This window comes from Pseudomonas citronellolis, assembly GCF_029335315.1.
GTDB lineage: Bacteria > Pseudomonadota > Gammaproteobacteria > Pseudomonadales > Pseudomonadaceae > Pseudomonas > Pseudomonas citronellolis_A.
Genome location: NZ_JARJLT010000058.1, coordinates 1 through 13,213, shown reverse-complemented (window position 1 = coordinate 13,213; position 13,213 = coordinate 1). Strand labels below are relative to the sequence as shown.

The 13,213-nt window shown below is 68.7% G+C and carries 11 protein-coding genes; 5 read left to right on the top strand and 6 right to left on the bottom strand.

What is annotated here, in order from left to right; all coding sequences use genetic code 11:
* Nucleotides 1–15: 15 nt before the first annotated feature.
* Entirely contained in the window at nt 16–495 is a 480-nt protein-coding gene (locus P3W75_RS04870; RefSeq protein ID WP_276226233.1) for an Lrp/AsnC family transcriptional regulator, read from the bottom strand.
* 443 nt (nt 496–938) lie between these two features.
* On the opposite strand from P3W75_RS04870, the gene P3W75_RS04865 reads away from it, so the two are divergent.
* The gene (locus P3W75_RS04865; protein WP_276226232.1) at nt 939–2,222 is read left to right on the top strand and encodes a DUF6515 family protein; all 1,284 of its coding nucleotides are present in this window, start codon (nt 939–941) and stop codon (nt 2,220–2,222) included.
* Here the strand turns inward: P3W75_RS04865 and P3W75_RS04860 are convergent.
* From P3W75_RS04860 to P3W75_RS04850, 3 genes are read right to left on the bottom strand one after another with little or no spacing between them, the layout of a single operon-like run.
* Nucleotides 2,215–3,111 (bottom strand): cation diffusion facilitator family transporter, encoded by an 897-nt coding sequence (locus P3W75_RS04860; RefSeq protein WP_430765339.1) that lies wholly within the window; start codon nt 3,109–3,111, stop codon nt 2,215–2,217. The genes P3W75_RS04865 and P3W75_RS04860 overlap by 8 nt on opposite strands.
* Nucleotides 3,108–3,623, bottom strand: coding sequence for a DinB family protein (locus P3W75_RS04855; protein ID WP_276226230.1), 516 nt, complete (start codon nt 3,621–3,623; stop codon nt 3,108–3,110). The genes P3W75_RS04860 and P3W75_RS04855 overlap by 4 nt, the downstream gene beginning before the upstream one ends.
* Before the next feature lies 1 nt (nt 3,624).
* Entirely contained in the window at nt 3,625–4,041 is a 417-nt protein-coding gene (locus P3W75_RS04850) for a polyribonucleotide nucleotidyltransferase (RefSeq protein WP_276226229.1), read from the bottom strand.
* A gap of 168 nt (nt 4,042–4,209) precedes the next feature.
* On the opposite strand from P3W75_RS04850, the gene hrpB reads away from it, so the two are divergent.
* The 4 genes from hrpB to P3W75_RS04830 all read left to right on the top strand — a co-directional run bounded on the left by hrpB (nt 4,210) and on the right by P3W75_RS04830 (nt 10,403).
* A complete protein-coding gene (gene hrpB / locus P3W75_RS04845) occupies nt 4,210–6,729 on the top strand; it encodes an ATP-dependent helicase HrpB (protein ID WP_276226228.1) in 2,520 nt (839 codons plus the stop codon).
* 114 nt (nt 6,730–6,843) lie between these two features.
* Nucleotides 6,844–7,500, top strand: a complete 657-nt coding sequence (locus P3W75_RS04840) for a paraquat-inducible protein A (RefSeq protein ID WP_276226227.1) — start codon at nt 6,844–6,846, stop codon at nt 7,498–7,500.
* Nucleotides 7,487–8,107: a paraquat-inducible protein A gene (locus P3W75_RS04835; RefSeq protein WP_276226226.1), complete on the top strand. Its 621-nt coding sequence runs from the start codon at nt 7,487–7,489 to the stop codon at nt 8,105–8,107. Before P3W75_RS04840 ends, P3W75_RS04835 begins: the two co-directional genes overlap by 14 nt.
* Nucleotides 8,100–10,403: a PqiB family protein gene (locus P3W75_RS04830; protein ID WP_276226225.1), complete on the top strand. Its 2,304-nt coding sequence runs from the start codon at nt 8,100–8,102 to the stop codon at nt 10,401–10,403. The genes P3W75_RS04835 and P3W75_RS04830 overlap by 8 nt, the downstream gene beginning before the upstream one ends.
* A gap of 149 nt (nt 10,404–10,552) precedes the next feature.
* On the opposite strand, the gene P3W75_RS04825 is transcribed toward P3W75_RS04830, so the two are convergent.
* Both P3W75_RS04825 and P3W75_RS04820 read right to left on the bottom strand, forming a co-directional pair.
* A complete protein-coding gene (locus tag P3W75_RS04825) occupies nt 10,553–12,112 on the bottom strand; it encodes an ABC transporter permease (RefSeq protein ID WP_276226224.1) in 1,560 nt (519 codons plus the stop codon).
* Nucleotides 12,112–13,119, bottom strand: a complete 1,008-nt coding sequence (locus P3W75_RS04820; protein ID WP_276226223.1) for an iron ABC transporter substrate-binding protein — start codon at nt 13,117–13,119, stop codon at nt 12,112–12,114. The genes P3W75_RS04825 and P3W75_RS04820 overlap by 1 nt, the downstream gene beginning before the upstream one ends.
* Between the last annotated feature and the right edge of the window lie 94 nt (nt 13,120–13,213).

The window sequence follows — 13,213 nt, the reverse complement described above, 5'->3', positions numbered from 1 at the left end:
AAATGCTGGGGCTGGTCAGCTGCGCAGGTGTTCCAGCGGCAGCTCGGTGCTGGCCATGATGTTGCGCAGCACGAAGCTCGAGCGCACGCTGGTCACGCCCTCGATGCGGGTCAGGGTACCGAGCAGGAAATGCTGGTAGTGCTCCATGTCCGGCACCATCACCTTGAGCTGGTAGTCGGCGTCCATCCCGGTGACCAGGCTGCACTCCAGCACTTCCGGGCACTTGGCGATGATCGACTGGAAGTGCTCGAAGCGCTCCGGGGTGTGCCTGTCCATGCCGATCAGGACGAAGGCGGTGAGGCTCAGGCCGAGCTTCTTGCTATCCAGCAGGGCCACCTGGCGCAGGATGTAGCCGTCGTCTTCCAGTTGCTTGACCCGCCGCGAGCAGGGCGAGGGCGACAGGCCTATGCGCTCGGCCAGTTCCTGGTTGGAGATGCGCGCGTCGCGCTGCAATTCGGCGAGGATGCGCAGGTCGTATCGGTCCAGTTTGTTCATCTTGCCCTCGAAAATATCCTTGATTGCTAGTTCTTATACATTTTTAGTGGATTATTGCGCAATCGATACTCTGGTGAGCAATCTTCGCAATCCCTTGTCGCCGCCGCCCCCGTAAGATGGCTCCAGAAATCACGGCCCGGACATAAACGTCCACGGCGATCCGCCCAATCAGGCGCATCGCGGCCTGCCGACCCAACCGGGTCGCCCAGGCCCCCGGGCTACGCACCACCCAGAAGGTGGCGCGAGGTGAGCCGGCGCCAGAAGCGACGAGCCAGGACGAGTTTCCCGAAGGGAGGTCTGCGACCTCCCTTTTTTCTTGCCCGCGATTCGGCCGCCAACCTTTACTCTGACTTTACTCAGACCCCCGCGATGCGCTGTCCACGATGTTGTCTACCCGATATGCGAATAGTCGAATCCGGCCGGCAGGCCGCTGCGAGGCAAACATGAAGTCGGGCATCTGGCGTCTGGCATCCGTTGGGCTGTTGTCACTGGCGATCGCCGGTCAGTCCCTTGCCGAAGGGCAGGGCGGCGATCACGGCTCACAAGGTGGCCGGGGCGGCAATGGTGGCGGCCAGTGGCAAGGCCACCAGCAAGGCGGCTCGGGCGGTCAGGGGCAAGCGCGCCCGCAAGGCGGCCAGGCGCAAGGTCGCCCGCAAGGCAACCCCGGCGGCCAGTGGCAGGGGCGCCCGCAAGGTAACCAGGGTGGCCAGTGGCAGGGCCACTCGCAAGGCGGCCAGGGCGGCCAGTGGCAGGGTCGCCCGCAGGGCAGCCAGGAGTCCCAGGCGCAGGGTCGCCCGCAAGGCAACCCAGGTGGCCAGTGGCAGGGCCGTCCGCAGGGCAATCAGGGTGGCCAGTGGCAAGGCCGGCCCCAGGGCAATCAGGGCGGCCAGTGGCAGGGCCGCCCGCAAGGCAACCAGGGCAGTCAATGGCAGAGCCGTCCCACTGCCGACCGCGACGATCATGGCAACGACTCTCGGCCGGGTGGCTGGACCACGCAGTGGTCGAGCCCCAACTTCAACAACGGCAACAACAGTCATGGCTCGGACCGTCGCCCCGGTGACTGGACCACCCAGTGGCCGGCCCCCAGCCACGGTGATGGGGAACGGCCCAACGGCGGACGTCCCTCCGGCGGGAACGCCTGGCAGGGCCGCCCACCGGCGCAGGGCAACGATTGGCATGGGCGCCCGTCGGGCGGCAACTGGGGACCGAAACCCTCGTACTGGCGCCCCGGCTACGAGACCGACCACATGCCTTCCGGCTATCGCCGGGTGCCGTGGCGCGGCGACGACTACTTCTTCAGCGACGGCTACTGGTATCGCCCGCATGGCTCGCGCTATGTGGTGGTGACGCCGCCCTATGGCATGCGGGTCGGCTACTTGCCGTCGTTCGCCGAGCAGGTATGGATCGGCAGCATGCTGTACTTCCTCGCCGCCGGTACCTACTACCTGTTCGATACCGGTTCGCAGAGCTACGAGGTGGTGCCGCCGCCGCAGCCGGTGCAGACCGTCGCGCCGATGACCAACCCCTACGACGTGATCGCCTATCCGGCCTACGGGCAGAGCCCGCAGCAGCAGGCCCAGGATCACTACCAATGCCACACCTGGGCGGTGGGGCAGAGTGGCTTCGACCCGTCGCTGGCCGGCTACGCGCCGCCACAGCAGGCGGTGGACGCCTATCGCGGGGCGCTGGCGAGCTGCATGCAGGGGCGCGGCTACAGCGTCAACTGATGGTCTCGTGGCCCACCACTTCCAGTGGGTCCGCGTGTACCAGCACCTCGGCGCGGGGATATTCCGCGCGGATCGCCAGCACCGCCTGGTCGCACAGCGTGTGGGCCTGGGACAGGCGCATCTCGCCGGGCAGCTCCAGGTGCAGCTGGACGAACCAGCGATCGCCGGAAATCCGCGTGCGCAAGTCGTGGGCGCCGGCCACGCCGGGCACCTGGCGGACCAGTTCGAGCATGCGCTCGCTGACGTCGGGCGGCAGTTCTTCGTCCATCAACACCGAGAGCGACTCGCGGGCGATGTTCACCGCGCTCCAGAGGATGTACGCGGCAATGCCCAGGCCGAAGATCGCGTCTGCGTGCGGGAAGCCGTAGCGCGCCAGCAACAGGGCGACCAGGATGCTGGTGTTGAGCAGCAGGTCGGAGCGGTAGTGCAGCGAGTCGGCCTGCACCGCCAGCGAGCCGGTACGCTTGATGACATGCCGCTGCAGGCCGAGCAGCGCGGCGGTCAGGGCCAGCGACAGGAGCATCACCAGGATGCCCCAGCCAGTGGCTTCCAGCGGCTCTGGGTGCTGCAGACGATCCAGCGCCTGGGTGCCGATGAGCACCGCGCTGACCGAGATGAACAGTGCCTGGCCCATGCCCGAAAGCGACTCCGCCTTGCCGTGCCCGTAGCGGTGGTCGTCATCGGCCGGGCGCAGCGCGTAGCGCACCGCCAGCAGGTTGAGCAGCGAGGCGGCGCCATCGAGCAGCGAGTCGGTGAGGCCGGCGAGCAGGCTCACCGAACCGCTGTACCACCAGGCCAGGGCCTTGGCCACCGCCAGGGTGACGGCCACCGCCAGGGATGCGCTGGTGGCCAGGTGCAGCAGGCGGGCGCGGTTCTTGTCCAAGCTCAGCGGGTGTCCTGGCGTTGTGGCAGGAAGTAGATGTAGTCGAGCAGTGGCGCCGGCTGGCCGAGGGCGGTGAGCGCCGCGCTCATCTGCCCGCGGTGGTGGGTGCCGTGGTTGACCAGGTGCTGGACGATGTCCGCGAGGCTCTGCCGATGTTCCTGGCCGGCCATGTTGCGGTATTCCAGCAGCTTGCCCAGGTCGCGTTCGTCCTGCCGCGCCAACCACTGCTTCCAGCCGTCCAGGCCGTCGCGCAGGAAGGCGCCCAGGGTGGCGCGGTCGGGTGCGGCCTCGGTGTCCAGGCGGGTGAACTGCCAGGGCCGGCCCTCGACGCGGTCGAGCCAGATGCGGTCGACCACCGCGAGGTGGTTGAGGGTGCCGTGCAGGCTGCCGAAGAACAGCCCGCGCGGTTCGCGGTACGCGGCCTCGTCCAGGGGCGCGAGGGCTTCGAGAATGCGCTCGTGGGCCCAGAGGTGGTAGTCGAGGAGTTTTTCCAGGTGGCGCCCCAGTGCCGCGTGCATGTCAGCCCTCCAGATGCAGTCCGAGGCTGGCCAGTTGCTGCGGATTGCCTGTGCGCTGGATCAGACGGGGGTCGTCCAGCGGCAGGGCGCGGCCAGTCTCGCGTTCGATGATCGCCTTGAGTTTAGCCTTATCCACCTGGCCGTCGGCGCCGACCGCCTCGTGCAGCTTTTCCGGGGCGACCGAGTATTTCGCGTCCGGCAGGTAGATGGCTCCGGTGGCGAAGTCTACGCCGAAGGCGATCAGTCCCGGGATGATGTAGAACAATAGGCCGATGGCGTCGAACACGGCGATCGCCGGGTCGATGCGGCCGTCGATCTGGCCACGGCGTTCGGGGTAGAACAGGGTGCCGCAAGCGGCCAGCTGGCTGAGCAGGGCGGCGCTGAGAACCGCGCAGGAAACTCGGGTGGCGAGACGCATGTAGGACCTCCTGGTGGATGCTGCCGGCAACTATATCAACGCGCTGCCGGGCGCTCTATCGGTAGCCGTTGCTACCTCTGGCTAGGACTGCGGCAGGTGCGCGACGGTTCGCCGTTATAATCGCAGGTTTGTCATTGCCGTCTGCTTAAGGGTGGATGAAATATAGCCATGAATGCCCTTCCCATCGACGCCGTCCTGCCGGCCCTGCGCCAGGCCCTCGCCGCTCGCCATGAGGCCGTGCTGGAAGCACCGCCCGGCGCCGGCAAGACCACCCGGGTGCCGCTGGCGCTGCTCACCGAACCCTGGTTGGCCGGGCAGGCCATCCTCATGCTCGAGCCGCGCCGCCTGGCCGCTCGCGCCGCCGCCGAGCGCCTGGCCGCCGAGCTGGGCGAGAAGGTCGGCGAGACCGTCGGCTACCGCATCCGCCTGGACAGCAAGGTGGGGCCGAAGACCCGTATCGAGGTGGTCACCGAGGGCATCCTTACCCGCCGCCTGCAGGACGACCCGGCGCTGGACGGCGTGGGTCTGGTGATCTTCGACGAATTCCACGAGCGCAGCCTGGACGCCGACCTGGCGCTGGCGCTGACCCTCAATGGTCGCGAGCTGCTGCGCGACACGCCGCTGAAGGTGCTGGTGATGTCCGCCACCCTTGAGGGCGAGCGCCTGGCCGCGCTGCTCGACGAGGCGCCGGTGGTGCGCAGCGAGGGGCGCATGTTCCCGGTGGACCTGCGCTGGGGCCGGCCCTGGCAGGCCGGCGAGTTCGTCGAGTCGCGGGTGGTGCAGACCGTGCTCCAGGCGCTGGCCGATGAGCCCGGCAGCCTGCTGGTGTTCCTGCCGGGCCAGGCCGAGATCCGCCGTGTCGCCGAGCAGCTCGGCGAGGCCCTGGCCGGGCGCGACGAGGTGCTGCTCTGCCCGCTGCACGGCGAGCTGGAGCTGTCGGCCCAGCGCGCGGCCATCGAGCCGGCCCCGGTGGGCAAGCGCAAGGTGGTGCTGGCTACCAACATCGCCGAGACCAGCCTGACCATCGACGGCGTGCGCGTGGTGGTGGACGCCGGCCTGGCGCGGGTGCCGCGCTTCGATCCGGGCAGCGGCATGACCCGCCTGGAGACCCAGCGCATTTCCCGCGCCTCGGCCACCCAGCGCGCCGGCCGCGCCGGGCGCCTGGAGCCGGGCGTGTGCTACCGGCTGTGGTCGGAGGCCCAGCATGAACAGCTGCCGGCCTACGGCACGGCGGAAATTCTCCAGGCCGACCTCGCCGGCCTGGCCCTGCAACTGGGGCGCTGGGGCGTGGCGCCGGACGAGCTGGTCTGGCTCGACGCGCCGCCCGCCGCCGCCTACGCCCAGGCCCGCGAGCTGCTCGGAAGCCTCGGCGCACTCAATGCCAGTGGCGCCCTCAACGGCCACGGCCAGGCCATGGCCGAGCTGCCCGCGCACCCACGCATCGCCCACCTGCTGCTGCGTGGCCAGGCGCTGGGCCTGGGTGGCCTGGCTTGCGACGTCGCCGCCTTGCTGGGCGAGCGCGACATCCTGCGCGGCGCCGGTGCCGACCTGCACGAGCGCATCACCCTGCTGGCCGGCGAATCGAGTTCGGCGCGCGCCAGCCGTGGCCAGGTGCAACGGGTGCGGCAGCTGGCCCGGCAGTTCCGCGGTTACCTGCGCGGCAAGGCGCAGGAACCGGTGGCCGACCCCGAGCACCCACGTTGGCTGGGCGGCCTGCTGGCCTTCGCCTACCCCGACCGCGTGGCGCGCCAGCGTCGCGACGGTGGCGGCGAATACCGTCTGGCCAACGGCCGCGCCGCGCAGTTCGGCGAGCCGGACGCGCTGATGAAGGAGCCCTGGCTGGTGGTCGCCGACCTCGGCAGCCGCCAGGGCCAGCGCGAGGAGCGCATCTACCTGGCGGCGGCGCTGGAGCCGGCGCTGTTCGAGTCGATCCTCGCCGAGCAGGTCAGCGTCCACGACGAGCTGGACTGGGACGAACGCGAAGGCGTGCTGCGCGCCGAGCGCCAGCGCAAGGTCGGCGAGTTGGTGCTGGCCCGCGAGGCGCTGCCGAAACTCGACGAGGAAGCCCGCTCGCGCGCGCTGCTCGGTCTGGTGCGGCGCAAGGGCTTGGAGCTGCTGTCGTGGACCCCGGAGCTGCGCCAGTGGCAGGCGCGGGTCGGCCTGCTGCGTCGGCTGGATCTGGAAAACAAGGGCGAGAGCGAGTGGCCGGACGTCACCGACGCCGCGCTATCGGCCTCGCTGGAGGACTGGCTGCTGCCCTACCTGGGCAAGGTCTCGCGACTGTCGCACTTCGCCAACCTGGAGCTGGCCGGCATCCTCCACGCGGTGCTGCCCTGGCCGTTGCCGCAGCGCCTGGACGAGCTGGCGCCGCGCACGCTGCAGGTGCCGTCCGGCTCCTGCATCCGTCTGGACTACACCGAGTCGCCGCCGGTGCTGGCGGTGCGCCTGCAGGAGCTGTTCGGCCTGGCCGACACCCCGCGCATCGCCGGCGGCCGCCTGGCGGTGAAGCTGCACCTGCTGTCGCCGGCGCAGCGCCCGGTGCAGGTGACCCAGGACCTGGCCAACTTCTGGCGCAGCACCTACGCCGAGGTGAAGAAGGACCTCAAGGGGCGCTACCCGAAGCACTACTGGCCGGACGACCCGCTGATCGCCGAGCCCACCGCGCGGGCCAAGCCGCGCAAGACCTGAACGCGCCCCGTGGCAAGCGCGACGGGGTGGTTTCGAGGCTTTTCGAGCGCTCTCGGACGCAGCATTCCGGCGGCCGCCTCGTCTACAATAGGCACAAATCGCCGCGAGCCCCCCATGTCCGAAACCGACAGCCATGCGTTGCAAGACCTGCCGCTGGAGCAGCTGATCGCCTGTCACGAATGCGACCTGCTGATGCGCCGCGAGCCGGTGCCCACGGGCAATCGCTCGGTCTGCCCGCGTTGCGGCTACGAGCTGGAGATCCATCGTCCGCACATGGTGCGTCGGGCCCTGGCGCTGGTACTCACAGCGCTGTTCCTGTACATCCCGGCCAACTTCCTGCCGATCATGAAGATCAACATCCTCGGCCAGACCGGTGTCGACACCGTCTGGAGCGGGGTGCAGGGGCTGTACAACTCGGACATGGAAGGCGTCGGCATCGTGGTGTTCCTGTGCAGCATGGTGATTCCGCTGGCCAAGCTGCTGTGCCAGCTGTTCGTCCTCTGCAGCCTGCGTTTCAATGTGGGGCGCCAGCAGGGCATGCACCTGCTGCGCTGGTACCAGCACCTGCGCGAGTGGGGCATGCTCGAGGTCTACCTGATGGGCACCCTGGTGGCCATCGTCAAGCTGATCGACATGGCCGAGCTGCACGTGGGGCTGGGCATGGCCTGCTTCATCGGCCTGCTGTTGAGCCAGGTGTGGCTGGAGGTGACCATGTCGCGTCACCAGGTGTGGGAAGAACTGGCCGAGGAGTACGACGATGAGGGCCATTGACGCCGGCATCCTGACCTGCGGCGAATGCCACCAGCTCAACCGCGCCAGCGGCGACCAGCCGCAGCGTTGCACGCGCTGCGGCGCCGGGCTGCACGCGCGGCGGCCAAACAGCATCGTGCGCACCTGGGCGCTGCTGCTCACCGCGGCGATCCTCTACATCCCGGCCAACCTGCTGCCGATCATGACCGTCAACTTCCTCGGCAGCGGTACCCCCGCGACCATCATGGAAGGGGTGGTCGAACTGATCCACGCGGACATGATCCCGGTGGCCGCGGTGGTGTTCATCGCCAGCATCCTGGTGCCGACCTTCAAGCTGGTCGGCATCGCCCTGCTGCTGTATTCGGTGCAGCGCCACCAGCCGCTGTCGGCGCGGCAGCGCATCCTGATGTACCGCTTCATCGAGTGGATTGGGCGCTGGTCGATGCTCGACATCTTCGTCATCGCCATCCTCGTGACCCTGGTGAATTTCGGCAACCTGGCCAGCATCGAGGCCGACCTCGGCGCGGCCGCCTTCGCCAGCGTGGTGGTGCTGACCATGCTGGCCGCAGTGACCTTCGATCCCAGGCTGATCTGGGATAACACGGACGCGGAAAACGACGATGAGTGAACTCCCCACCCCGAAGCTGCGCAAGACCACCAACTGGTCGGCGATCTGGATTCTGCCGCTGATCGCCCTGGCGATCGGTGCCTGGCTGGCCTGGCGTGCCTACGACCAGGCGGGGGTGATGGTCAACGTCCAGTTCGAGACCGGCGACGGCATCCAGGCGAACAAGACCGAGGTGATCTTCAAGGGCATCGCCGTCGGCAAGGTGGTCGACATGCACGTGAACAAGCCGACCCTGGGCGTCACCGCGACCGTGGAAATGCGCAAGGAAGCCATCGAGTACCTGAGCAAGCAGACGCGCTTCTGGCTGGTCAAACCGCGGGTTTCCCTGGCCGGGGTGACCGGGCTGGAGACCCTGGTGTCGGGCAACTACATCGCCATCGACCCGGTGAAGGGCGAGCTGCATCACGACTTCGTCGCGCTCAAGGAACCGCCGCCGCTGTCCGACAGCCTGCCGGGCCTGCACCTGACGCTGAAGGCCGAGCGCCTCGGCTCGCTGGAGCAGGGCAGCCCGATCTATTACCGGCAGATCCAGGTCGGCCAGGTGAAGAGCTACCGGCTGGCCGAGGACCAGAAGACCATCGAAGTGAAGGTCCACATCGAGCCGGCCTACGCCAACCTGGTGCGCAAGCACACGCGCTTCTGGAACGCCAGCGGCATCACCCTGTCCGGCGGCCTGAGCGGCCTGAAGCTGCGCACCGAGTCGCTGGCCAGCATCGCCGCCGGCGGCATCGCCTTCGCCACGCCGGAGAGCTACGCCGACAGCCCGCCCACCGACCCGAGCAAGCCGTTCCGCCTCTACGAGGACTACGACGCCGCCCAGGCCGGCCTCGCCGTGCACCTGAAGGTCAGCGACGTCAGCGGCCTCAGCGCCGGCGACACGCCGGTGATGTACAACGGCGTGCAGGTGGGCACGGTGAAGACCATCGACATGGACAAGGACTTCAACGGCGCCACCGCGACCCTGTCGATGGACCCGCGCACCGAGGAGTTCCTCAACAGCGGCACCGAATTCTGGATGGTCAAGCCGAGCATCTCGCTGGCCGGGATCACCGGGCTCGAGGCGCTGGTGAAGGGCAACTACATCGCCGTGCGCTTCACCAAGGAGGGTGAGCCGAGCCGCGATTTCAGCATCCGGCCGAAGGCGCCGCCGCTGAACCTGGACTCCCCCGGCATGCACCTGGTGCTGACCAGCGACCGCCTTGGCTCCCTGGATATCGGCACGCCGATCCTCTACCGGCAGATGAAGGTCGGTACCGTGCAGAGCTACCAGCTGTCGCGGGACCGCCAACGGGTGGTGGTCGGCGTGCACATCGAGCCGGAATTCGCCAACCTGGTGAACACCTCCACGCGCTTCTGGAACGTCAGCGGCGTGACCCTGAGCGGTGATCTCAATGGCATCAAGTTCAAGAGCGAGTCGCTGCAGACCCTGATCAGCGGCGGCATCGCCTTCGACACCCCGGACCCGAAGGCCGCGCCCATCACCAAGGTGCGCCGCTTTGCGCTCTTCGACAGCGAGGAGGACGCCCACGCCAAGGGCCAGCTCATCGAGCTGCGCGCCGACAGCGCCGACGGCCTGCGCGAAGGCACGGTGCTGCGCTATCGCGGCCTGGACGTGGGCCGCGTCGAGCAGGTCGACCTCAGCCGCGACCTCGGCGGCGTGGTGCTCAAGGCGCGCCTGACCCGCGCCCAGGACAGCATCGCCCGCGCGGGCAGCCGCTTCTGGGTGGTATCGGCGCAGATCGGCCTGGGCGGCGCGGAGAACCTCGGCACCCTGGTCAGCGGCCCCTACATCGAAGTCCTGCCGTCGGCCGCCCAGGGCCAGGCGCAGACCCGCTTCAACCTGCTGGCGCAGGAGCCCAACCGCCTGCTCGACGCCGATGGCCTGCGCCTGACCCTGAGCGCCCCGCGGCGCGGGTCGCTGAAGCCCGGCGTGCCGGTGACCTACCGCGAAGTGCAGGTGGGCAAGGTGACCTCGTTCGAGCTGGGCGAGCAGGGCGACCGGGTGCTCATCCACATCCTCGTCGAGCCGCGCTACGCACCCTTGGTGCGCACCGGCAGCCGCTTCTGGAACACCAGCGGCGTCGGCGTGGACGCCGGCCTGTTCAAGGGTGTGAAGGTGCGTACCGAGTCGTTCGAGACCATCCTCGCCGGCGGCGTCGCCTTCGCCACCCCGGACAACGCCCAGATGGGCGCCGCGGCCCGGCCGGGGCAGACCTTCGCGCTGTTCGACGAGTACCAGGACGAGTGGCTGCAGTGGGCGCCGAAGATTCCGTTGGGCAAGGCGGTGGGAGAGTAGGGCGTATAACCGTTCGCGGTTATACGCCGCTTATCCGAGGCCAAGCGCCCCGCCGGGAGATCGGCGGGGCGTTTTTGCTTGGGCTGTTTCGGGGCTTTTGATTTTCGTAGGAGCGAGCTTGCTCGCTCCTACGAAAAGCGCTTCCGCCTTCAGCGCCCGCTGCGCGCCGCGCGAGTGGTCAGCAGATACACCGGCACCCCGGAGATCAGAATCAGCAGCGCCGCGTAGGGCGCAGCGGCCGCGTACTCCAGCGTCGAGGTGTGCACCCAGACGGCGGTGGCCAGGGTGCTCAGGCCGGTGGGGCCGAGCACCAGGGTGGCGGTCAGCTCCTTCATGCTGTCGAGGAACACCAGCACGAAGCCCGCGCCAATGGCCGGCGAGATGATCGGCAGGGTGATCCGCAGGAAGGCGCGCAGCGGCGTCTGGCCGAGGGTGCGGGCGGCCTCTTCGAGCTGCGGCGAGGCCTTTTCCAGGGCCACGCGGATCGGCGCCTGGGCCAGCGGCAGGAACAGCAGCGCGTAGGCGATCAGCAGCAGGGCGCTGGTCTGGTACAGGTCCGGCACGTAGTGCAGGGCGAAGTACACCAGCGACAGGGCGATCACCAGCCCCGGTAGGGCCTGCAGCAGGTACGGCAGGCGTTGCGCCCAGCGCGCCAGCGGGCCGGGGTAGCGCACCACCAGGATGCTCACCGGCAGCGCCAGCAGGCAGCCGAGCAGGGCGCCGCCGAAGGACAGCGACAGCGACGACAGCAGCGCCTGGCCGATCTCCAGCAGCGGGAAGGCCGCCGAGGTGCCGGTGAGCAGCCAGTAACCGAGCATCGCCATGGGGATGCCAGTGCCGACCACCACCAGCGCCGCCAGCAGCAGTTGCAGCGGCCATTTCCAGGCGTGCAGGCGAACCCTTTCGGCCTGTCGCGCGCTGCCCTGGCCGGTGCGCACCAGGCGGCCGCGGCCGCGCATGCGCAGTTCCATCCATAGCAGCAGGAAGCACAGCGCCAGCAGCACCGAGGAGAGCATGGCCGCCGTGGCGTTGCTGAACTCCAGTTCGAACTCCTGGTAGATCGCCGTGGTGAAGGTCTGGAAACGCAGGATCGACAGCGCGCCGAACTCCACCAGCATGTGCAGCGCCACCAGCAGGCTGGTGGCGGCCAGGGTCGGGCGCAGCAGCGGCAGGGTCACCCGCCAGAACACCTGGCGGCGTGACAGGCCGAGCATGCGCGCGCTCTCTTCCAGGGCCGGGTCGAGGTTGCGCAGGGTCGCCGCCAGCGGCAGGTAGACCAGCGGGTACTTGGACATCGCCATCACCAGCACGGCGCCGCCCAGGCCTTCATAGAGCGGGCTCAGCGACACCCAGGTGAAGCTGCTGACGAACGACGGAATGGCGAACGGCAGGCACAGCAGCACGTTCCAGTAGCGCCGCCCGGGCAGGTCGCTGCGCTCCACCAGCCAGGCGCAACCCAGGCCGAGCAGGGCGCTGGCCAGGGTGACCAGCACCAGCAGCTTGAGGGTGTTGCCGAACAGGCGGAACACGTAGGGCCGCCAGAGCAGCTCCCAGGCGCTGTGCCAGCCGGAGTCCCAGGCCTTGGCGGCGACGTAGAACAGCGGCAGCGCCGCCAGCAGGGCGAGCAGGATGACCGGCGGCAGCAACCACAGTGGCGCCTTGCGCCCGTGGCCGCCGCGGGCCTGGGCCACGGGCGAGGCGGCGAGCATCAGTTCAGGCCGACGTCGCGTTCGAGGTCCAGCGCGTCCTTGGCCTCACCCATGTCGGCGGGGCTGAGTTTGGGCGGGTTCAGCTCGGCGAACGGCTTGAGCTGCGGGTCGGCCTGCTGGCCCTTGCGCAGCGGGTACTCGGCGGACTGGCTGAGGATCGCCCTCTGGCCTTCCTCGCTGAGCATGAAGGCGACGAACTGCTGGGCTTCCTGCGGGTGCTTGGTGGATTTCAGCACGGCGGCGCCGGAGACGGTGACCAGAGCGCCCGGGTCCTGGTTGCCGAAGAAGTACAGGCGCGAGTTCAGCTCGCCCTTCTCCTTCTTCAGGGTGTACCAGTAGTAGTTGTTGATCAGCGCCATGTCGACTTCGCCGTTCTCCACGGCCTTCATCGCGGTGACGTTGTTGGTGTAGATCGAACCGAAGGCCTTCAGCCCGGTCAGCCAGTCTTCGGCGGCGTCGCGGCCCTTGAGCTTGATCACCGCGGACACCTGTTCGAGGAAGGCGCCACTGGTAGGAACGAAGCCGAAGCGCCCGGACCACTGCGGGTCGGAGAGGTCCATCAGGCTCTTGGGCAGGTCCTTCTCGGCGATCTTCTGCGGGTTGTAGGCCAGCACCCGGGCGCGGGCGGTGATGCCGACCCAGTCGCCCTTGCCGCCGGCGTTCTGCGCCTCGACCAGGGCCAGGGTGGCGGGTTCCAGCGGGGCCAGCAGGCCGGCGCTGGACAGGCGCATCAGCGGCGGCGATTCCTCGGTGTAGATCACGTCGGCCGGCGAGCGCGCGCCTTCCTCGCTGATCTGGCTGGCCAGCTGGCCGTCGCCGCCCTTGCGGATCTTGACCTGGATACCGGTCTTGTCGGTGAAGGCCTTGGCGATGGCAATGCCGGTGGCGGCGTGCTGGCCGTTGTACAGGGTGAGGGTGACCGGATCGGCCGCGGCGTGCAGCGAGAGGCCGCCGAGCAGGCAGGCCAGGACAGCGCCTTTGACGCCGGCGAGCAGACGAACAGACATGGAAACTCCCGTAGTGTCGCCAATGAGAATGCAAGCCATTATATGTAACCCGGCCTGTCAGGCCAAACTCCGTAGCTTGCTTAGCATCTGCACT